Annotated in this window: 19 protein-coding genes; 16 read left to right on the top strand and 3 right to left on the bottom strand. The window is 71.2% G+C overall.

Annotated elements, in window-relative coordinates:
• Window positions 1-10 precede the first annotated feature (10 nt).
• The gene (locus ACIODU_RS19320; RefSeq protein ID WP_401768952.1) at window positions 11-676 is read right to left on the bottom strand and encodes a potassium channel family protein; all 666 of its coding nucleotides are present in this window, start codon (window positions 674-676) and stop codon (window positions 11-13) included.
• 66 nt (window positions 677-742) lie between these two features.
• Between ACIODU_RS19320 and ACIODU_RS19315 the strand changes: the two genes are divergently transcribed.
• Entirely contained in the window at window positions 743-1,306 is a 564-nt protein-coding gene (locus tag ACIODU_RS19315) for an HIT domain-containing protein (protein ID WP_161312579.1), read from the top strand.
• A gap of 55 nt (window positions 1,307-1,361) precedes the next feature.
• Here ACIODU_RS19315 and ACIODU_RS19310 read toward each other — a convergent pair whose 3' ends face one another.
• Window positions 1,362-3,017: a hypothetical protein gene (locus tag ACIODU_RS19310; protein WP_356424741.1), complete on the bottom strand. Its 1,656-nt coding sequence runs from the start codon at window positions 3,015-3,017 to the stop codon at window positions 1,362-1,364.
• A 261-nt stretch (window positions 3,018-3,278) separates the two neighbouring features.
• Between ACIODU_RS19310 and pgsA the strand changes: the two genes are divergently transcribed.
• The 15 genes from pgsA (at window position 3,279) to ACIODU_RS19235 (ending at window position 19,050) form a co-directional block, all read left to right on the top strand.
• Window positions 3,279-3,983: a phosphatidylinositol phosphate synthase gene (pgsA, locus tag ACIODU_RS19305; RefSeq protein WP_356424738.1), complete on the top strand. Its 705-nt coding sequence runs from the start codon at window positions 3,279-3,281 to the stop codon at window positions 3,981-3,983.
• A complete protein-coding gene (locus ACIODU_RS19300; RefSeq protein WP_356424735.1) occupies window positions 3,980-4,939 on the top strand; it encodes a phosphatidylinositol mannoside acyltransferase in 960 nt (319 codons plus the stop codon). Before pgsA ends, ACIODU_RS19300 begins: the two co-directional genes overlap by 4 nt.
• Window positions 4,936-6,105, top strand: a complete 1,170-nt coding sequence (locus tag ACIODU_RS19295; RefSeq protein WP_401768947.1) for a glycosyltransferase family 4 protein — start codon at window positions 4,936-4,938, stop codon at window positions 6,103-6,105. Before ACIODU_RS19300 ends, ACIODU_RS19295 begins: the two co-directional genes overlap by 4 nt.
• 202 nt (window positions 6,106-6,307) lie before the next feature.
• Window positions 6,308-6,856, top strand: a complete 549-nt coding sequence (locus ACIODU_RS19290) for a hypothetical protein (protein WP_356424729.1) — start codon at window positions 6,308-6,310, stop codon at window positions 6,854-6,856.
• 146 nt (window positions 6,857-7,002) lie between these two features.
• The gene (gene pdxS / locus ACIODU_RS19285; RefSeq protein ID WP_356424726.1) at window positions 7,003-7,914 is read left to right on the top strand and encodes a pyridoxal 5'-phosphate synthase lyase subunit PdxS; all 912 of its coding nucleotides are present in this window, start codon (window positions 7,003-7,005) and stop codon (window positions 7,912-7,914) included.
• 6 nt (window positions 7,915-7,920) lie between these two features.
• Complete coding sequence (pdxT, locus tag ACIODU_RS19280; protein ID WP_401768943.1) at window positions 7,921-8,565, top strand: pyridoxal 5'-phosphate synthase glutaminase subunit PdxT; 645 nt, start codon at window positions 7,921-7,923, stop codon at window positions 8,563-8,565.
• A gap of 62 nt (window positions 8,566-8,627) precedes the next feature.
• Window positions 8,628-9,380: a YebC/PmpR family DNA-binding transcriptional regulator gene (locus ACIODU_RS19275; protein WP_356424720.1), complete on the top strand. Its 753-nt coding sequence runs from the start codon at window positions 8,628-8,630 to the stop codon at window positions 9,378-9,380.
• Window positions 9,381-9,542: 162 nt separating this feature from the next.
• Window positions 9,543-10,112: a crossover junction endodeoxyribonuclease RuvC gene (gene ruvC, locus ACIODU_RS19270; protein WP_401768940.1), complete on the top strand. Its 570-nt coding sequence runs from the start codon at window positions 9,543-9,545 to the stop codon at window positions 10,110-10,112.
• On the top strand, window positions 10,109-10,732 hold the full coding sequence (gene ruvA / locus ACIODU_RS19265; protein ID WP_401768937.1) for a Holliday junction branch migration protein RuvA: 624 nt from the start codon (window positions 10,109-10,111) through the stop codon (window positions 10,730-10,732). The genes ruvC and ruvA overlap by 4 nt, the downstream gene beginning before the upstream one ends.
• Before the next feature lie 79 nt (window positions 10,733-10,811).
• Window positions 10,812-11,897, top strand: a complete 1,086-nt coding sequence (gene ruvB, locus ACIODU_RS19260) for a Holliday junction branch migration DNA helicase RuvB (protein ID WP_356424711.1) — start codon at window positions 10,812-10,814, stop codon at window positions 11,895-11,897.
• Window positions 11,898-12,062: 165 nt separating this feature from the next.
• Window positions 12,063-12,557 carry a preprotein translocase subunit YajC gene (yajC, locus tag ACIODU_RS19255; RefSeq protein WP_401768933.1) on the top strand — a complete coding sequence of 165 codons (495 nt, stop codon included), beginning with the start codon at window positions 12,063-12,065 and terminating at the stop codon, window positions 12,555-12,557.
• 143 nt (window positions 12,558-12,700) lie between these two features.
• Window positions 12,701-14,521, top strand: a complete 1,821-nt coding sequence (secD, locus tag ACIODU_RS19250) for a protein translocase subunit SecD (protein WP_356424705.1) — start codon at window positions 12,701-12,703, stop codon at window positions 14,519-14,521.
• 1 nt (window position 14,522) lies between these two features.
• Window positions 14,523-15,647, top strand: a complete 1,125-nt coding sequence (gene secF, locus ACIODU_RS19245; RefSeq protein ID WP_401768930.1) for a protein translocase subunit SecF — start codon at window positions 14,523-14,525, stop codon at window positions 15,645-15,647.
• Window positions 15,644-16,189, top strand: a complete 546-nt coding sequence (locus ACIODU_RS19240; RefSeq protein ID WP_356424699.1) for an adenine phosphoribosyltransferase — start codon at window positions 15,644-15,646, stop codon at window positions 16,187-16,189. Before secF ends, ACIODU_RS19240 begins: the two co-directional genes overlap by 4 nt.
• 290 nt (window positions 16,190-16,479) lie before the next feature.
• The gene (locus ACIODU_RS19235; protein ID WP_356424696.1) at window positions 16,480-19,050 is read left to right on the top strand and encodes a bifunctional (p)ppGpp synthetase/guanosine-3',5'-bis(diphosphate) 3'-pyrophosphohydrolase; all 2,571 of its coding nucleotides are present in this window, start codon (window positions 16,480-16,482) and stop codon (window positions 19,048-19,050) included.
• Window positions 19,051-19,151: 101 nt separating this feature from the next.
• Here ACIODU_RS19235 and ACIODU_RS19230 read toward each other — a convergent pair whose 3' ends face one another.
• A complete protein-coding gene (locus ACIODU_RS19230) occupies window positions 19,152-20,381 on the bottom strand; it encodes a DUF349 domain-containing protein (protein WP_356424693.1) in 1,230 nt (409 codons plus the stop codon).
• Between the last annotated feature and the right edge of the window lie 117 nt (window positions 20,382-20,498).

Here is a 20,498-nt window from a genome sequence, read left to right as displayed (position 1 = left end):
CGGCGGGCGTTCAGCCCGCCGGGGGCCTCTCCCGGTCCTCCCGGCCGAAAACCTGGATGAGCCACGACGAGAACGACCCCGTCACCGCCCCCAGCAGCGCCAGCCCGCACCCCATCAGGACGACCGCGAAGACCCGGCCCCACGGCGTCACCGGGGTCACGTCCCCGTACCCCACCGTCGTGATCGCCGAGGACGCCCACCACACCGAGTCGCCGAACGTACGGATCGTCGCGCCCGGCGCGCCCCGCTCCTGCTGGTAGACGGCGAGGGCGGTGGCGAAGCCCAGGAGGAGGGCGCTGAGTCCCGCGTACGCCATGACCCTGGCGTACAGGCTGAGGCGCGGGCGGTCCCGGCGGCGCTGGACGGCGCTGTACGTCTTCACGATGCGCAGCGGGCGCAGCAGGGGCAGGACCAGCACCACCGTGTCCAGCCAGTGCTTGCGCGGGAAGTGCCGTCCCTGGCCGCTGAGGATCAGCCGTACCAGGTAGTCCACCAGGAAGACGGCCCACGTCAGCAGGACACCCGCCAGGGCGAGGTCACGCCACACCGCGCTGGTGTGCGGGGCCAGGACGAGGATCGCGTAGCAGCCGAGGAAGACCGCCGAGCCCATGAACAGCGGCAGGTCCATGCGGCGCTCCCAGCGGAGCCGGCGTTCGGGGCCGTTCCTGACGTGCATCGCCCCAGCATCGCGGGGGCCGGTCCGGCGGAGGCCCGGCGACACGCTTCCCCCGTCCTAAGTCATATGCTGCACAGCATGACGAGTGAGCCGGAGCAGCAGATCGGTGTGGGGACCCCGGACGCGTTCCAGCGTCTGTGGACGCCCCATCGGATGGCGTACATCCAGGGCGAGAACAAGCCCACCGGACCGGAGGCCGGCGACGGCTGTCCCTTCTGCGCGATCCCGTCGAAGTCCGACGAGGACGGGCTGGTCATCGCGCGGGGGGACCGCGTCTACGCGGTGCTGAACCTGTATCCGTACAACGGCGGCCACCTGATGGTGGTGCCGTTCCGTCATGTCGCCGACTACACGGAGCTGGACGACGCGGAGACGGCCGAGCTGGGGCTGTTCACCAAGCGGGCGATGACCGCGCTCCGTACGGCGTCCGGCGCGCACGGCTTCAACATCGGGATGAACCAGGGCTCGGTGGCCGGGGCGGGGATCGCCGCGCATCTGCATCAGCACGTCGTGCCCCGCTGGGGTGGCGACACCAACTTCATGCCGGTCGTCGGGCACACGAAGGTGCTGCCGCAGCTCTTGGCCGACACGCGGGCGATGCTGGCCGCGGCCTGGCCCGTACAGCCGTAGCCGCCCCCCGGCCCGTCCACCACCGCGGAGGCGGGGCGGGCCCGGGGGCGCCGGCTCACGCGTCGTAGGCGTCCGCCTTCCGCGGGCTCGGGTCCTGTACGGCCCCGCCGAGCGCGGACGCCCTGCTGCCGAAGTTCGTGGTATCCACGCCGTGTTCGTCCAGGACCTTCATCGCGGCGGCGTGGGCCACCCGCAGAACCGGGGTCGCGGTCCGCATCGCGTCGTCCGCCATGAAGCGGTGGCGCCAGGGCTGGTCGGCCCAGGCGTGCCGCAGGCCGAACGGCTCGGGCAGGCCGAGCTTGCCGCCGAGGTGGTCGAGCAGCGGCGGGTACCACGTGAAGGGCGCGCGGACCGCGAGGCGGACCGCTTCCTTCGGCTCGACCAGCGGCAGCGGCCGGTCGACGGTCTCCCAGAAGCGGACCGGCTTGGCGACGGTACGGCTCTTGGGGGAGGGCCCGCTGGTGAAGAGGGAGTGCACCGGGCCGAGCGCGTGGCCCGTGACCTCGATGCGCAGCGTCTGGTAGAGGACGGTGACGCTGATCATCATGGTGATGACCAACTGGCCGTCCCACAGGTTGAACTGGACGCCGAGGTAGTGGCGGTTGCCGCTGCCGAACTGCTGCTGGTTGCAGATCCGCTGTATCTCGTGGCTCTTGACCTGGTAGGCCTCCACGTCCTGGCCGTCGGGGCGGCTCACGGAACCGGCGCCCTCGCCGACCGCCGCGACGATCCAGTGCTTGACCGAAGGCGGCGGGAAACCACCGGAGTTGAGGGGGCCGCGCTCCAGCAGCTTCAACTGGTCGTGGATGGCCCGTATGACGTCGTAACTGCGGAACTGGTGGATCTCCTTGGCCGGGTCCTTGGGGACGAGGTCCTCGGCGAGCTGCCAGCTGCCCCAGCGGGTGCCCATACCCAGTATTCCCTTGGGGCCCGCGTAGAAGACGACGTTGGACCGCTGCTCGGCGGTGAGCTTCTCCAGGCCCTGGCGCAGCTCCTCGCGGCTCGCGTCGCCAGGGTTCCCCGGCACGGCCTCGGGGATCTTCGCGCCGATGCCGCCGCCGGCCAGCAGGGCGCTCCAGCGGGAGCGCAGGTCCTTCGCGGTGGACTCGCAGATCCGTTTGGCCAGCCACCAGCCGATGACCGGGGCGACGATCATGCCGCGCAGGTACCAGCCGAGGACGCCGACGAAGGGGAGCGCGATCAGGAAGATGACGGCGAGGACACCGACGGCGATCAGGAGGGCCGAGCCCATGGCCCCGACACGCCGGTCCTTGGCCCCGGCGAGCGTACGGCGCAGCTGGAAGACGCCCAGCCAGAGCAGGGCGCCGGGCAGGAACAGCAGGCCGAACACGGCGGTCACGGCGGTGAGCTTCTTGTCCCGTTCCTTCCGTATCCCGTTCGCCGCGAGGCAGTGCTCGACGATGGTCCGGGACTCGGTGCCGAAGGACTGGATGAGGGCGCCGCGCCCGCCGCCGAGGGTCCTGAGCTGGACGGCGCGTGCGAACGCCTCGCCCAGATTCGGCTCCATCAGCGAGAATCTGCCCTTGGAGACGCTGGACTTGTGCCATTCGTTGTCGGCCTTGAGGATCTCCTCGACCGGGCTGTCCCGGTAGGCCGCCGAGGCGAGGGCGTGCGTCGCCGCGGTCTGTCCGTCCGACCCCATGAGCGGGACCTGTGCCCCCGGGCTGAAGTCGAAACCGTCACTCGCCACTGCCGCCCCCTCGCCGCAAGGATCCGCTGCCGCGGCCTGTCTCCTGGTCAGAGCGCCCGGCTCACCTGCGGAGCTGGGCACCTCAGCGTAACGGCGGTACGCGGTCCACGTCAGGGGAGTTGGCGCTCTTTCGCCACCGGGCGCCCGATGCCGTCCGGCGCCCGGTGCGGGTGGGGCGGCGGTGGCGCGCCGCGGGCGTGGCTACGATGGGCCAGCCGGTGGCCGTCGGGGCCGCGCGGTACAACGACCGTCGGGAAGGCCATGCTGAACAAGTACGCGCGTGCATTTTTCACGCGTGTCCTCACGCCGTTCGCCGCGTTTCTGCTCCGGCGTGGAGTCGGTCCGGACGCGGTCACGCTCATCGGTACGGCCGGAGTGATGGCGGGTGCGCTGGTCTTCTTCCCTCGCGGGGAGTTCTTCTGGGGCACGATCGTCATCACGCTCTTCGTCTTCTCCGATCTCGTCGACGGCAACATGGCGCGGCAGGCCGGCGTCTCCAGCCGCTGGGGCGCCTTCCTGGACTCGACGCTCGACCGGGTGGCCGACGGCGCGATCTTCGGGGGCTTCGCCCTCTGGTACGCGGGCAGCGGCGACAACAACATGCTGTGCGCCGTCTCGATCTTCTGCCTGGCCAGCGGCCAGGTCGTCTCGTACACCAAGGCCCGGGGGGAGTCGATCGGCCTGCCGGTCGCCGTCAACGGGCTGGTGGAGCGGGCGGAGCGGCTGGTCATCTCGCTGGTCGCGGCGGGCCTGGCCGGATTCCACCGGACCTTCGGGGTCCCCGGGATCGAGATCCTGCTGCCGATCGCGCTGTGGATCGTCGCGGTGGGCTCCGCGGTGACGCTGGCGCAGCGGGTGGTGACCGTACGGCGGGAGTCCGCGGAGGCCGACGCGGCAGCGGCGGCCGAGGCCGCCTCGGCCGCGGGCCCCGGGTCCGGTTCGCAGGGGCGTGAGGCCGCGTCATGAGCGGGGTGCGCGACCGGGTCACGGACGGGCTGTACGGACTGGGCTGGAGCACGGTCAAGACGCTGCCGGAGCCGGCGGCGGCCGCCCTCGGCCGGACGATCGCCGACACGGCGTGGAAGCGGCGCGGCAAGAGCGTGCTGCGGCTGGAGTCCAATCTGGCGCGGGTCGTGCCCGGGGCGGGGCCCGAGCGGCTCGCGGAGCTGTCGAAGGCCGGGATGCGCTCGTACATGCGCTACTGGATGGAGTCGTTCCGGCTCCCCACCTGGAGCGCGGAGCGGGTGAGCGCGGGCTTCGACCCCCAGGACGTGCACCATCTGACGGACGGGCTGGCGTCGGGGCGGGGCGTGATACTGGCGCTGCCGCACCTGGCCAACTGGGACCTCGCGGGGGTCTGGGTGACGCGCGCGCTGGGGGTGCCGTTCACGACGGTCGCCGAGCGGCTCAAGCCCGAGACCCTGTACGACCGGTTCGTGGCGTACCGCGAGAGCCTGGGGATGGAGGTGCTGCCGCACACCGGCGGCTCCGCCTTCGGGACGCTGGCGCGGCGGCTGCGGGACGGCGGTCTGGTCTGCCTGGTCGCCGACCGAGATCTGTCGGCGTCGGGCGTCGAGGTCGACTTCTTCGGGGACACGGCCCGGATGCCGGCGGGACCCTCGCTGCTCGCGCAGCAGACGGGGGCGCTGCTGCTGCCGGTGACGCTCTGGTACGACGGCTCCCCGGTGATGCGGGGGCGGGTCCATCCGCCGGTCGGGGTGCCGGAGTCAGGCACGCGCGCCGAGAAGACGTCCGTCATGGCACAGGCGGTGGCGGACGTCTTCGCCGGCGGGATCGCCGAGCATCCGGAGGACTGGCACATGTTGCAGAGGCTGTGGGTCGCGGACCTTGAACCGTCCGGGGCGCCCGGCGCCGGGTCCCGGTCCGGCTCCGACGGCGTGTCGCGCGGGGGGCCGGTGTGAGGATCGGGATCGTCTGCCCCTACTCGTGGGACGTGCCCGGCGGGGTCCAGTTCCACATCAGGGACCTGGCGGAGCATCTGATCCGGCTCGGGCACGAGGTGTCCGTCCTGGCGCCCGCCGACGACGAGACGCCGCTGCCGCCGTACGTGGTGTCGGCGGGGCGCGCGGTGCCCGTCCCGTACAACGGGTCGGTGGCCCGGCTGAACTTCGGGCTGCTGTCGGCCGCGCGGGTACGGCGGTGGCTGCACGACGGGCACTTCGACGTGATCCACATCCACGAGCCGACGTCGCCGTCGCTGGGCCTGATCGCGTGCTGGGCGGCGCAGGGACCGATCGTGGCGACGTTCCACACGTCGAACCCCCGGTCGCGCGCCATGCTCGCGGCGTACTCGATCCTCCAGTCCGCGCTGGAGAAGATCAGCGCGCGGATCGCGGTGAGCGAGTACGCGCGCCGGACGCTGGTGGAGCACCTGGGCGGGGACGCCGTGGTGATCCCGAACGGCGTCGACGTCGACTTCTTCGCGAAGGCCGAGGCCGATCCGGCGTGGCAGGGCGGCACGATCGGCTTCATCGGGCGCATCGACGAGCCGCGCAAGGGCCTTCCCGTCCTGATGCGGGCGCTGCCGAAGATCCTGGGCGCGTACCCGGAGACAAGACTGCTCGTCGCCGGCCGGGGCGACGAGAAGGAAGCGGTCGAGTCCCTGCCCAAGGCGATGCGCTCGCGGGTGGAGTTCCTCGGCATGGTCAGCGACGAGGACAAGGCACGGCTGCTGCGCAGTGTCGACCTGTACGTCGCCCCCAACACGGGCGGCGAGAGCTTCGGCATCATCCTGGTCGAGGCGCTGTCGGCGGGCGCGGCGGTGCTGGCGAGCGACCTGGACGCGTTCGCCCAGGTCCTCGACCAGGGCTCGGCGGGCGAACTGTTCCGCAACGAGGACGCGGACGCCCTGGCGGCCTCGGCGGTCCGCCTCCTGGGCGACCCGTCCCGCCGCGCACAACTGCGCGAGCGGGGGAGCGCGCACGTACGGCGCTTCGACTGGTCGACGGTGGGCGCGGACATCCTGGCGGTGTACGAGACGGTGACGGACGGCGCGGCATCGGTGGCGACGGACGAACGGACGACGGGCTTGAGGGCGAGATTCGGCCTGGGCGCGACGAGGGACTGATTCCGCGGATCTCAGCCCTGGCCAGCCCCTTTGAGCCCGTCCGGCGATTGAGGACACCGGGGCCCGGGGCGGAGCCCCGGTTCCGGGAAGGGGCGGGTAGGGGAAAGCGCCGCAGGCACCGCCCCCCCCACGGCACCGCACACCCCCGCCCCCCCAACGCCCCCGCACCCCCCAACCCCCCACGCCGGTAACCTTGCGGCCCGTGACCCCAACCCTCGTATGGATCGCCGTCGCCGTCATCGCGATCGGCCTCTACCTCAGCTGGACCGCAGGCCGCCTCGACCGCCTCCACGCCCGCATCGACGCCGCCCGCGCCGCCCTCGACGCCCAGCTGCTGCGCCGCGCCTCGGTCACCCAGGAGCTGGCCACCTCCGGCGTCCTCGACCCCGCCGCGTCCATCGTGCTGTACCAGGCCGCGCACGCGGCCCGGCAGGCCGAGGAGGAGCAGCGCGAGGTCGCGGAGAGCGAGCTGAGCCAGGCGCTGCGCGCGGTGTTCGGGGAGACCGAGCAGGTGGAGGCGGTACGGGCCGCCCCGGGCGGCGAGGACGCCGCCGGCGAACTCGCGGCCGCCGTGCGGCGCGTACCGATGGCGCGGCGGTTCCACAACGACGCCGTACGGGCCGCCCGCGCCCTGCGCCGCCACCGCAAGGTCCGCTGGTTCCGGCTCGCCGGGCACGCGCCGTTCCCGCTGGCCTTCGAGATGGACGACGAGCCGCCGGTGGCACTGGCGGACCGCCCGGGAAGCGGCTGAGAAGGGTCCACTCGCCCCGCCCGGAGGCCGAGAACGATCCACCGGCACCACATTGGCTCTTGCTGTGGACCGCCCACCGGGCGTTTCCTCAGGGATGACGATGACGTCGTTTCCGTCCACCCTTTTCAGCCAGTGAGGTCGCTTCCGTGTCCACTTCATCCGCTTCCCCCCAGTCCCCCGAGACCGGCACCGCCCGCGTCAAGCGCGGTATGGCCGAGCAGCTCAAGGGCGGCGTGATCATGGACGTGGTCACGCCCGAGCAGGCCAAGATCGCCGAGGACGCCGGCGCGGTCGCCGTGATGGCGCTGGAGCGGGTGCCCGCCGACATCCGCAAGGACGGCGGCGTGGCGCGCATGTCCGACCCCGACATGATCGAGGGCATCATCGAGGCCGTCTCGATCCCGGTCATGGCCAAGTCCCGTATCGGCCACATCGTGGAGGCGCAGGTCCTCCAGTCCCTCGGCGTCGACTACATCGACGAGTCCGAGGTCCTCACCCCGGCCGACGAGGTCAACCACTCCGACAAGTGGGCCTTCACCACCCCGTTCGTCTGCGGCGCCACCAACCTGGGCGAGGCCCTGCGCCGTATCGCCGAGGGCGCGGCGATGATCCGCTCCAAGGGCGAGGCCGGCACGGGCAACGTCGTGGAGGCGGTCCGCCACCTGCGCCAGATCAAGAACGAGATCGCCAGGCTGCGCGGCTTCGACTCCAACGAGCTGTACGCCGCCGCGAAGGAGCTGCGCGCGCCGTACGAGATCGTCCAGGAGGTCGCCGCGCTCGGCAAGCTGCCCGTGGTGCTCTTCTCGGCCGGCGGCGTGGCCACCCCGGCGGACGCGGCGCTGATGCGCCAGCTCGGCGCCGAGGGTGTCTTCGTCGGTTCGGGCATCTTCAAGTCGGGCGACCCGGCCAAGCGGGCCGCCGCGATCGTGAAGGCGACCACGTTCTACGACGACCCGAAGATCATCGCGGACGCGTCCAGGAACCTGGGCGAGGCCATGGTCGGCATCAACATCGACACGCTCCCCGAGTCCGAGCACTACGCGAAGCGTGGCTGGTAAGCACCCATGAGCACCCCTGTGATCCCTGAGGCTGTGATCCCAGAGGCGGCCCCCGAGACCCCGGCGGCGCCGGTGATCGGGGTCCTCGCCCTCCAGGGTGACGTCCGGGAGCACCTGGCCGCCCTGGCCGCGGCGGGCGCCGTGGCCAGGACGGTACGGCGCCCGGAGGAACTGGCCGCGGTCGAGGGTCTGGTGATCCCCGGCGGCGAGTCCACCACCATGTCCAAACTGGCCGTGCTCTTCGGGATGCTGGAGCCGCTCCGCGCGCGGATCGCGGACGGGATGCCCGTCTACGGCACCTGCGCCGGGATGATCCTGCTGGCCGGCAAGATCCTCGACCCCCGGTCCGGGCAGGAGACGCTCGGCGGGATCGACATGATCGTGCGCCGGAACGCCTTCGGGCGGCAGAACGAGTCCTTCGAGGCGTCCGTGGACGTCACCGGTGTCGAAGGCGGCCCCGTGGAGGGCGTGTTCATCCGGGCCCCCTGGGTCGAGTCGGTCGGCGCCGAGGTGGAGGTGCTGGCGGAGTACGGGGGCCATGTGGTCGCCGTACGGCAGGGAACGGCCCTCGCGACGTCGTTCCACCCCGAGCTGACCGGCGACCACCGCCTGCACCGCCTCTTCTCCGACATGGTGCGCTCCGCACGGTGACGGTGGGCCGGTAGGATCGCTGCCGAACGGAGCAGGATGGGTTACGCGAAGGAGACAGGCAGATGTCCGGCCACTCTAAATGGGCTACGACGAAGCACAAGAAGGCCGTGATCGATGCCAAGCGCGGCAAGCTCTTCGCGAAGCTGATCAAGAACATCGAGGTCGCGGCCCGCAGCGGCGGCGCGGACATCGACGGCAACCCGACGCTGTTCGACGCCATCCAGAAGGCGAAGAAGAGCTCGGTGCCGAACAAGAACATCGACTCGGCGGTCAAGCGCGGGGCCGGCCTGGAGGCCGGTGGCGCCGACTACGAGACGATCATGTACGAGGGCTACGGCCCGAACGGGGTCGCGGTGCTCATCGAGTGCCTCACCGACAACCGCAACCGCGCCGCCTCCGACGTCCGGGTCGCCATGACCCGCAACGGCGGTTCGATGGCCGATCCCGGTTCCGTCTCGTACCTCTTCCACCGCAAGGGCGTGGTGATCGTCCCCAAGGGCGAGCTGGGCGAGGACGACGTCCTGGGTGCCGTGCTCGACGCGGGCGCCGAGGAGGTCAACGACCTGGGTGACACCTTCGAGGTGCTCAGCGAGGCCACCGACCTGGTCGCGGTCCGTACGTCCCTCCAGGAGGCGGGCATCGACTACGACTCCGCGGACGCGAGCTTCGTCCCGACCATGCAGGTCGACCTGGACGAGGAGGGCGCGCGGAAGATCTTCAAGCTCATCGACGCGCTGGAGGAGAGCGACGACGTGCAGAACGTCTTCGCCAACTTCGACGTCTCCGACGAAGTGATGGAGAAGGTCGACGCCTGAGCGCCGCCGCTGACACCGCTTCACCTGACGGACCGACGGGGCAGGACTCCGTCGGTCCGTCCTGTTGTCAGTGGCGACCGATACTGTGCTGATCAGCGAAGTCGAAGTCGAAGTCGAACGCGAACAGCGGGACCGTGGGCACGGAGAGCGGGAGGGGGCGCGATGCGGGTGCTGGGGGTCGACCCGGGGCTGACCCGGTGCGGAGTCGGCGTGGTCGAAGGGGTCGCGGGCCGCCCGCTGACGATGCTCGGCGTCGGCGTCGTCCGGACACCGGCGGACGCCGAGATCGGGATGCGGCTGGTCGCCATCGAGCGGGGCATCGATGCCTGGCTCGACGAGCACCGGCCCGAACTGGTCGCGGTGGAGCGGGTGTTCGCCCAGCACAACGTCCGTACGGTCATGGGTACGGCGCAGGCCAGCGCGGTCGCCATGCTCTGCGCCTCCCGCCGCGGCATCCCCGTGGCGCTGCACACCCCCAGCGAGGTCAAGGCCGCCGTCACCGGCAGCGGCCGGGCCGACAAGGCACAGGTCGGCGCGATGGTCACCCGGCTGCTGCGGCTGGCCGCCCCGCCGAAACCGGCCGACGCGGCGGACGCCCTCGCGCTCGCCATCTGCCACATCTGGCGTGCCCCCGCCATGAACCGCCTCCAGCAGGCCCAGGCCGCGGCCCACGCCTCCCGCGTCCCCGCCAAGGCCCCCGCCACCGCATCCGTACGGAAGGTCCCCCGATGATCGCCTTCGTCAGCGGCCCGGTCGCCGCGCTCGCCCCGACCACGGCCGTCATCGAGGTCGGCGGCATCGGCATGGCCGTCCAGTGCACCCCCGGGACCCTCGCCGGACTCCGGATCGGCCAGGACGCCAAGCTCGCCACCTCCCTCGTCGTCCGCGAGGACTCGCTCACGCTGTACGGCTTCGCGGACGACGACGAGCGCCAGGTGTTCGAGCTGCTCCAGACCGCCAGTGGCGTCGGCCCGCGCCTCGCCCAGGCCATGCTCGCCGTGCACAGCCCCGACACCCTGCGGATCGCGGTGGCCAACGGCGACGAGAAGACGCTGACGGCGGTGCCCGGCATCGGCAAGCGGGGCGCCCAGAAGCTGCTGCTGGAGCTCAAGGACCGGCTCGGCGCCCCGGTGGGACCGGCCCGCGCGCAGGGCATCGGCACCGCGCTCTCCGCCTCCTGGAGCGACCAGTTGCACGCCGCGCTGATCGGCCTCGGGTACGCCACCCGCGAGGCCGACGAGGCGGTCGCGCTGGTCACGCCCCAGGCCGAGGCCGCCGTCGCGGAAGGGCTACAGCCGCCCGTGCCGCAACTGCTGCGCGCCGCGCTCCAGAGCCTGAACAGAACGCGCTGAGCGGACAGCGCGGTGCGACAGAGTGAACGCCGGGACCGAGCCAACGACAGTGAGACAGAGTGAACATCGGCGGGACAGAGTGAACTGGGACGACAGCGGCGCCGACACACAGGCACCCGACGACCGGGACGACCGCCTCGTCGCCCCGTCCGCGGACGGGGAGGACCAGGCCGTCGAAGCGGCACTGCGCCCCAAGTCGCTGGACGAGTTCGTGGGCCAGGAGCGGGTCCGCGAGCAGCTCGACCTGGTGCTCAAGGCGGCGCTCGCCCGCGGCGCCACCGCCGACCACGTGCTGCTCTCCGGCGCGCCGGGCCTCGGCAAGACCACCCTCTCCATGATCATCGCCGCCGAGATGAACGCCCCCATCCGCATCACCTCGGGCCCCGCCATCCAGCACGCCGGCGACCTCGCGGCGATCCTCTCCTCCCTCCAGGAGGGCGAGGTCCTCTTCCTCGACGAGATCCACCGCATGTCCCGGCCCGCCGAGGAGATGCTGTACATGGCGATGGAGGACTTCCGGGTCGACGTCATCGTCGGCAAGGGCCCCGGCGCCACCGCCATCCCGCTGGAGCTGCCGCCGTTCACCCTGGTCGGCGCCACCACCCGGGCCGGTCTGCTGCCGCCCCCGCTGCGTGACCGGTTCGGCTTCACCGGCCACATGGAGTTCTACGAGAGCGCCGAGCTGGAGCGCGTCATCCACCGTTCGGCCCAGCTCCTCGACCTGGAGATCGACGCCGAGGGCGCCGCCGAGATCGCGGGGCGCTCGCGCGGCACGCCCCGTATCGCCAACCGCCTGCTGCGGCGGGTCCGGGACTACGCCCAGGTCAAGGCGGACGGCGTGATCAACCGCGAGATCGCCCAGGTCGCCCTCGCGGTGTACGAGGTCGACGCGCGCGGTCTCGACCGCCTCGACCGGGCCGTGCTCAGGGCCCTCCTCAAGCTGTTCGGCGGCGGCCCGGTGGGCCTGTCGACCCTGGCCGTGGCCGTGGGGGAGGAGCGTGAGACGGTGGAGGAGGTCGCCGAGCCCTTCCTCGTACGGGAGGGCCTGCTGGCCCGCACCCCCCGCGGCCGGGTCGCCACCCCCGCGGCCTGGGCGCACCTGGGGCTCGTACCCCCGCAACAGGCCCCGGGCACAGCCGGACAACAGGGTCTGTTCGGGACGTGAGGCGCAGCACGCTCGACCGGGGCGGAACCAGGGTGCGATGCTGGGCGTTGTTCCAACGACGCGGACTCGCTTAGACTCCGCCGATGCCGCCCTTCCAGGTCGGCATGCCCACCCCCGTATATGAGGCCGTTCTCCAGCGCGGTCGTGCGAAGGAAGTTCCCTCCCGTGAGTCCAGTGACCCTTCTCCCCTTCATCGTGCTCATCGGGGCCATGTTCCTGATGACCCGGTCCGCCAAGAAGAAGCAGCAGGCCGCCGCGCAGATGCGCAGCGACATGCAGCCCGGCACCGGCGTCCGGACGATCGGCGGCATGTACGCCACGGTGAAGGAGGTGCACGAGGACATGGTCATTCTCGAGGTCGCTCCCGGCGTACACGCCGTCTACGCCAAGAACGCCATCGGCGCGGTGCTGGACGACGACGAGTACAACCGCATCGTGCACGGCGACGACCTGACGTCCGACGACACCGTCGTCCCCGACGACGCCTCGTCGCTCATCGACGCCGACCCGGCCGACGACGCCGTCGCCAAGATCGACCTGGGCAAGCGCCCCGAGGCCGACGACGCCGACGCGGCGAAGGCCGACAAGGAGGAGCCCGCGGCGGCCAAGGCGGCCGAGACCAAGGACGCCAAGGCCGACGGCGAAGCGGACGCGAAGTAGTCGGTCCGTGACCGAGGGCCGCTCCGCGGTCCTCGTCGGCGTGCGTTCCGTGCTGTGTTCTGCGGGGGCAGGTCCCCACATCACTTCGTGGCCGCTCCGGCGCACACCCGGCGCGGGGCGGTTGGACAGGGAGAAACGAGAAGGTGGCAGCACCTAATAAGGGCCGAAGGCAGGCAGGGTCCCCAGGCAGGCCGGGGCGCACCCTGGCCCTGTTCCTGATTGCCATGGTCGCCCTCACCGGCGGCATGTTCTGGTCCGGTCATGTCACGCCACGCCTGGGGATCGACCTCGCGGGCGGCACGAGCATCACGCTCCAGGCGAAGAACACGCCGGGCAAGCCGAACGCGATCAACAAGACCAACATGGACACCGCGGTCAACATCATCGACCGCCGCGTCAATGGTCTGGGTGTCTCCGAGGCCGAGGTTCAGACCCAGGGTGACAAGAACATCATTGTCAACATCCCCAAGGGTACGAACAGCAAGCAGGCCCAGGACCAGGTCGGTACGACGGCCCAGCTCTTCTTCCGGCCGGTGCTGACCTACGCGCCCGGTACACCCACGGCACCCGAGCCCGCTCCCAGCACCTCTCCCAGCGGCTCCGCGAAGCCCTCGGCGAGCGGCAAGCCCCAGGCGGACAGCTCGGCGTCCTCGACGCCCAGCCCGTCCAGCACCACCCAGGGCCGGGCCGTCACGGACGCGCTCAAGAAGGCGCCGACGCCCACCCCCACCCCCGGCGCCAGTGACGCGCCCCCCGCCGCCACGACGCCCCCGGACCCGGCGGCCACGACGCCTCCGGACCCGGCCACCGCCGCCCTGGAGAAGAAGTTCACGGCGCTCGACTGCCGTGACGAGGCCTCCCGTACGACGGTCAACCAGAGCAGCGGTCCCAAGGACACGATCGTCGCCTGCGGCCAGGACACCACCGGCAAGAACTGGGACAAGTACATCCTCGGCCCGGCCGAGCTGGACGGCACCGACGTCTCCAAGGCGAAGGGCGTGCTCGACCAGCAGCGCGGCATGTGGATCGTCCAGATGGACTTCACCGGCGGCGGCACGAAGAAGTTCCAGTCGATCACCGGCAAGCTCTCCCAGCAGCAGCCCCCGATGAACCAGTTCGCGATCGTGCTCGACGGCAACGTCGTCTCGGCGCCCTCGGTGAGCCAGACCCTCGGCGCCAGCGCCGAGATCTCCGGCAGCTTCGACCAGGAGTCGGCCCAGAACCTGGGCAACATCCTGTCCTTCGGCGCGCTCCCGCTCTCCTTCGACGTGGCGAGCACCACCACGGTCACCGCCGCGCTCGGCGGTGAGCAGCTGCACGCCGGCCTCATCGCCGGCGCGATCGGCCTGGGCCTGGTCATCATCTACCTGGTGGCCTACTACCGCGGCCTGTCGCTGATCGCGATCCTCAGCCTCGGCGCCTCCGCGATCATGACGTACACGATCATGTCGCTCCTCGGCCCGGGCATCGGCTTCGCCCTGAACCTCCCCGCGGTGTGTGGTGCGATCGTTGCGATCGGTATCACCGCGGACTCCTTCATCGTGTACTTCGAGAGAGTCCGTGACGAGATCCGGGAGGGCCGCACACTGCGCCCCGCCGTCGAGCGGGCCTGGCCGCGCGCCCGGCGCACGATCCTGGTCTCGGACTTCGTGTCGTTCCTCGCCGCCGCCGTGCTCTTCGTCGTCACGGTCGGCAAGGTCCAGGGCTTCGCGTTCACCCTCGGTCTGACCACCGTCCTCGACGTGGTCGTGGTGTTCTTCTTCACCAAGCCCGTGATGACGCTCATGGCCCGCAAGAAGTTCTTCTCCGAGGGACACAGCTGGTCCGGCCTGGACCCGAAGCGGCTCGGCGCCAAGCCGCCGCTGCGCCGTTCGCGCCCCAGCCTGCTGGAAGAAGACCCGCCCGAGCCACCGCAGCGCCGCTCCCGCGTCAGCGCCGCCCCGACCGACTCGAAGGAGGCGTGAGATGTCGCGACTCGGCGCACTCGGCGCCCGGCTGTACCGCGGTGAGGTCGGTTACGACTTCATCGGCAAGCGGAAGGTCTGGTACGGGCTCTCGATCCTGATCACCATCACGGCCATCCTCGGCCTGGCGGTGCAGGGCCTCAACATGGGCATCGAGTTCAAGGGTGGTGCCGTCTTCACCACCCCGAAGACGAGCATCTCCGTCTCGCAGGCCCAGACGGACGCCCAGGAGGCGGCCGGACACGACGCGATCGTCCAGAAGCTCGGCAACGGAACCCTCAGGATCCAGGTCACCGAGCTGAGCCAGGCGCAGGCCGACAAGGTCAAGACGCAGCTGGCGAAGGACCTGAGCGTCGACGAGAACAAGATCGCCGCCGACATCGTCGGTCCCAGCTGGGGCGAGACGATCGCCAACAAGGCCTGGACGGGCCTGGCGGTCTTCATGGTCCTGGTGGTGATCTACCTCGCCATCGCCTTCGAGTGGCGGATGGCCGTCGCCGCCCTCATCGCCCTGATCCACGACCTCACCATCACCGTCGGGGTGTACGCCCTGGTGGGCTTCGAGGTCACACCGGGCACCGTGATCGGTCTGCTGACCATTCTCGGTTACTCCCTGTACGACACCGTGGTCGTCTTCGACAGCCTCAAGGAGGGGTCGAAGGGCATCACCAAGCAGACCCGGTGGTACTACAGCGAGGTGGCCAACCGGTCCATCAACGGGACCCTGGTCCGCTCCATCAACACCACCGTCGTCGCGCTGCTCCCGGTCGCGGGCCTGCTCTTCATCGGTGGCGGCGTCCTGGGCGCCGGGATGCTGAACGACATCTCGCTGTCGCTCTTCGTCGGCCTCGCCGCCGGCGCGTACTCCTCGATCTTCATCGCCACTCCGCTCGTCGCCGACCTCAAGGAACGCGACCCGCAGATGAAGGCCCTGAAGAAGCGGGTGCTCGCCAAGCGCGCGGCGGCCGCCGCCAAGGGTGAGCCGGCCGAGGGGTCCGTGGAGACGGACGCGCGGTACGACGACGAGCCGGAGGACGCCCCCAACGGGGTCGCGACCGCCGCCGCCGTGGCCGGACCGCGCAGTGGCCGGGGTGGCCGGGGCCGTCCCTCGGGACGGCGGCGGTGACCGACGACGGCACCAGGGACCTGCTCCTCAGCCGCATCCGTGATGTCCACGACCACCCGAAGCCCGGGATCGTCTTCAAGGACATCACCCCGCTGCTGGCGGACCCCAAGGCGTTCACGGCGCTCACGGACGCGCTCGCCGCGCTGTGCGGGGAGTACGGAGCGACGAAGGTCGTCGGCCTGGAGGCCCGCGGCTTCATCCTGGCCGCGCCGGTCGCGGTCCGGGCGGGCCTCGGCTTCATCCCCGTACGCAAGGCGGGCAAGCTCCCCGGCGCGACCCTGTCGCAGTCCTACGAGCTGGAGTACGGCACCGCCGAGATCGAGGTCCACGCCGAGGACCTGGGGGAGGGGGACCGCGTCATCGTCATCGACGACGTCCTCGCCACCGGGGGCACGGCGGAGGCCTCCGTCGAGCTGATCCGGCGGGCCGGCGCCGAGGTCGTGGGGGTGGCGGTCCTGCTGGAGCTGGCCTTCCTGGACGGCCGGGCCCGGCTGGAGCCGTCGCTGCACGGCGCCCCGCTGGAGGCGCTGCTCACGTTCTGAGCGCCGGCCGGTCCGTACGGAAACGTCCGGCCGGGCCGTACGGAAACGTACGGACCCCCGGCGGCACCCGTTCGGACCACCGGCGCGGGGCCCGTCGGGCGCACGGGGAAGACACACACGCGTCACAGGGAACACGCACGAAACGCGCAGGGACGGGCACCCGGGAACAAGCGGGTGCCCGTCCCGCGTTCTGTAAACCCTTCGGTCCCGGGGCGAGAGGGGCGCCCGAGGTCGATACCATGGACCTTCCGGCCCTGTCCGGGGGTCCCGGAACCGCACGAGGAGCGCTCTTGCCAGACGAGGCACAGCCACTGGCCGCCGCGACGCCCGAGCAGCACGCAGCCCAGGCCGCCGCGCGGCCTGCCGCGCCCCAGGACAAGGCGGCCGCGGACCGGGCGGCTGCCGCGGACCCGTCCGCGCCGAAGGCGGCGGAGAACGGCCGCCCGGCGCCGGGCACCCCCGCGCCCGTGGAGCCGCAGGCCGCGAAGCCCGCGCCCGAGCTGCCCTCGACCCCGGTCACCGCCCCCAAGCCGGCGCCCGCGACCCCGCCCCGTACCGGCGGGTCCTCCAACCGGGTACGGGCCAGGCTCGCCCGGCTCGGCGTGCAGCGCTCGTCCACGTACAACCCGGTCCTGGAGCCGCTGCTGCGGACCGTGCGCGGCAACGACCCGAAGATCGAGACCGCCACCCTCCGCCAGATCGAGAACGCGTACCAGGTCGCCGAGCGCTGGCACCGCGGCCAGAAGCGCAAGAGCGGCGACCCGTACATCACGCACCCCCTCGCGGTGACGACGATCCTCGCCGAGCTGGGCATGGACCCCGCCACTCTGATGGCGGGCCTGCTGCACGACACGGTCGAGGACACCGAGTACGGCCTGGACACCCTGCGCCGTGACTTCGGCGACCAGGTCGCGCTGCTGGTCGACGGCGTGACCAAGCTGGACCGCGTCAAGTTCGGCGAGGCCGCGCAGGCCGAGACCGTACGCAAGATGGTCGTGGCCATGGCCAAGGACCCGCGCGTCCTGGTCATCAAGCTCGCCGACCGGCTGCACAACATGCGCACGATGCGCTACCTCAAGCGGGAGAAGCAGGAGAAGAAGGCCCGCGAGACGCTGGAGATCTACGCGCCGCTGGCCCACCGCCTGGGCATGAACACCATCAAGTGGGAGCTGGAGGACCTCGCCTTCGCGATCCTCTACCCCAAGATGTACGACGAGATCGTGCGGCTCGTCGCCGAGCGCGCCCCCAAGCGGGACGAATACCTCGCCATAGTGACCGACGAGGTGCAGTCCGACCTGCGCGCGGCCCGGATCAAGGCCACCGTCACCGGCCGGCCGAAGCACTACTACAGCGTCTACCAGAAGATGATCGTCCGCGGCCGTGACTTCGCGGAGATCTACGACCTGGTGGGCATCCGTGTCCTGGTCGACACCGTCCGTGACTGCTACGCGGCGCTCGGCACCGTCCACGCCCGGTGGAATCCGGTCCCGGGGCGGTTCAAGGACTACATCGCGATGCCCAAGTTCAACATGTACCAGTCGCTGCACACGACGGTCATCGGCCCCAACGGCAAGCCCGTCGAGCTCCAGATCCGTACGTTCGACATGCACCGCCGCGCCGAGTACGGCATCGCCGCGCACTGGAAGTACAAGCAGGAGGCCGTCGCCGGCACCTCCAAGGTCCGGACCGACGTGCCCCGCTCCACCAGCAGGGTCGGCGGCCAGGACACCGTCAACGACATGGCGTGGCTGCGCCAGCTGCTCGACTGGCAGAAGGAGACCGAGGACCCCAGTGAGTTCCTGGAGTCCCTGCGCTTCGACCTGTCGCGCAACGAGGTCTTCGTCTTCACGCCGAAGGGCGACGTCATAGCGCTGCCGGCCGGGGCCACCCCCGTCGACTTCGCCTACGCCGTCCACACGGAGGTCGGCCACCGGACCATAGGGGCACGGGTCAACGGGCGGCTCGTCCCGCTCGAATCGACGCTCGACAACGGTGACCTGGTGGAGGTCTTCACCTCCAAGGCGTCCGGGGCGGGGCCGTCCCGCGACTGGCTCGGCTTCGTCAAGTCGCCGCGCGCCAGGAACAAGATCCGCGGCTGGTTCTCCAAGGAACGGCGCGACGAGGCCATCGAGCAGGGCAAGGACGCCATCGCCAAGGCGATGCGCAAGCAGAACCTGCCGATCCAGCGGATCCTCACCGGCGACTCCCTGGTCACCCTCGCGCACGAGATGCGCTACCCCGACATCTCGTCCCTGTACGCGGCGATCGGCGAAGGCCATGTGACGGCGCAGAGCGTCGTCCAGAAGCTGGTGCAGGCGCTCGGCGGCGAGGAGGCGGCCAACGAGGACATCGCCGAGACGGCCCCGCCGTCGCACGGCCGCAGCAAGCGCCGCTCCAGCGCGGACCCCGGCGTGGTCGTCAAGGGCGTGGACGACGTCTGGGTGAAGCTCGCCCGCTGCTGTACGCCGGTACCGGGCGACCCGATCATCGGCTTTGTCACCCGGGGCGCGGGCGTCTCCGTGCACCGCGCGGACTGCGTCAACGTGGACTCGCTCTCGCAACAGCCCGAACGGATGCTCGAAGTCGAGTGGGCGCCGACCCAGTCCTCGGTGTTCCTGGTCGCCATCCAGGTCGAGGCGCTGGACCGGTCGCGGCTGCTGTCGGACGTCACGCGCGTCCTCTCCGACCAGCACGTCAACATCCTGTCGGCGGCGGTCCAGACGTCGCGCGACCGGGTGGCCACCTCGCGCTTCACCTTCGAGATGGGCGACCCGAAGCACCTGGGGCACGTCCTGAAGGCGGTACGGGGCGTGGAGGGCGTGTACGACGTCTACCGTGTGACGTCGGCGCGCAGGCCGTAAGCAGTCCGCGGCCGCAAGAAGTCCTGGCGTACGAAGAGGCTCCCCGTACACGCGGTACGGGGAGCCTCTTCGTACGACCGGGGGTGGTCCGGCGCGGTGTGTCAGCCGCCGAACTCCTGGAGACCCTTGAGCGCCTGGTCCAGCAGCGCCTGCCGGCCCTCCAGCTCCTTGGCGAGCTTGTCCGCCCGGGCGTTGTTGCCCGCCGCCCGCGCCGTGTCGATCTGCCCGCGCAGCTTGTCGACGGCGGCCTGGAGCTGACCCGTCAGACCCGCGGCACGCGCACGCGCCTCCGGGTTCGTACGGCGCCACTCGTTCTCCTCGGACTCCTGGAGAGCCCGCTCCACCGCGTGCATCCGGCCCTCGACCCGCGGCCGGGCGTCGCGCGGCACGTGCCCCACGGCCTCCCAGCGCTCGTTGAGGGCGCGGAAGGCAGCCCTGGCGGCCTTGAGGTCCTTCACCGGGACCAGCCGTTCGGCCTCGGTGGCGAGATCCTCCTTGACCTTCAGGTTCTCGGTCTGCTCCGCGTCCCGCTCGGCGAAGACCTCACCGCGCGCCGCGAAGAAGACGTCCTGCGCACCGCGGAAACGGTTCCACAGATCGTCCTCGGCCTCGCGCTGGGCGCGGCCCGCCGCCTTCCAGTCCGTCATCAGCTCGCGGTAACGCGCGGCCGTGTCGCCCCAGTCGGTGGACTTGGAGAGCGCCTCCGCCTCGGCGACGAGCTTCTCCTTCGCCCTGCGGGCGTCCTCGCGCTGCGCGTCCAGGGCCGCGAAGTGCGCCTTGCGGCGCTTGGAGAACGCCGAGCGCGCGTGCGAGAAGCGGTGCCACAACTCGTCGTCGGACTTCCGGTCGAGCCTGGGCAGGCCCTTCCAGATGTCCACGAGCGCCCGCAGCCGCTCACCGGCCGACCGCCACTGGTCGCTCTGCGCCAGCTCCTCGGCCTCGGTGACGAGCGCCTCCTTGGCCACCTTGGCCTCGTCGGTCTGCTTCGCCCGCTGCACCTTGCGCTCCTCGCGGCGCGCGTCGACCGTCGCGACCAGGGCGTCGAGCCGCTTGCGCAGCGCGTCCAGGTCGCCCACGGAGTGGTGCTCGTCCACCTGGCCGCGCAGATGGTCGATGGCCGCCGTCGCGTCCTTCGCGGACAGGTCGGTGGTCTTCACCCGCCGTTCGAGGAGGCCGATCTCGACAACCAGGCCCTCGTACTTGCGCTCGAAATAGGCCAGAGCCTCATCCGGAGAGCCTGCCTGCCAGGATCCGACGACCTGTTCGCCGTCGGCCGTACGCACGTACACGGTGCCCGTCTCGTCGACACGGCCCCACGGGTCGCTGCTCACAGCGCCTCCTCCACCTGATGCCTGCGGGGGAGTTCGCCCCCGGGCATCGTCCACAGTTTCCTGGGACGGGCTCGCGCCCGTCCTCCACCCCGCCAATCTAGGCGACCGGCGGGCCGG

It is taken from the genome of Streptomyces sp. NPDC088261, assembly GCF_044740805.1.
Classification (GTDB): Bacteria; Actinomycetota; Actinomycetes; order Streptomycetales; family Streptomycetaceae; genus Streptomyces.
This window is presented reverse-complemented; position numbering and strand designations above follow the sequence as displayed.

Coding starts and splice junctions, on each gene's coding strand:
- ACIODU_RS19320 (WP_401768952.1), bottom strand. CDS start 676: ATGCACGTCAGGAACGGCCCCGAACGCCGGCTCCGCTGGGAGCGCCGC.
- ACIODU_RS19315 (WP_161312579.1), top strand. CDS start 743: ATGCTGCACAGCATGACGAGTGAGCCGGAGCAGCAGATCGGTGTGGGG.
- pgsA (WP_356424738.1), top strand. CDS start 3,279: ATGCTGAACAAGTACGCGCGTGCATTTTTCACGCGTGTCCTCACGCCG.
- ACIODU_RS19300 (WP_356424735.1), top strand. CDS start 3,980: ATGAGCGGGGTGCGCGACCGGGTCACGGACGGGCTGTACGGACTGGGC.
- pdxT (WP_401768943.1), top strand. CDS start 7,921: ATGAGCACCCCTGTGATCCCTGAGGCTGTGATCCCAGAGGCGGCCCCC.
- ACIODU_RS19275 (WP_356424720.1), top strand. CDS start 8,628: ATGTCCGGCCACTCTAAATGGGCTACGACGAAGCACAAGAAGGCCGTG.
- ruvC (WP_401768940.1), top strand. CDS start 9,543: ATGCGGGTGCTGGGGGTCGACCCGGGGCTGACCCGGTGCGGAGTCGGC.
- ruvA (WP_401768937.1), top strand. CDS start 10,109: ATGATCGCCTTCGTCAGCGGCCCGGTCGCCGCGCTCGCCCCGACCACG.
- secF (WP_401768930.1), top strand. CDS start 14,523: ATGTCGCGACTCGGCGCACTCGGCGCCCGGCTGTACCGCGGTGAGGTC.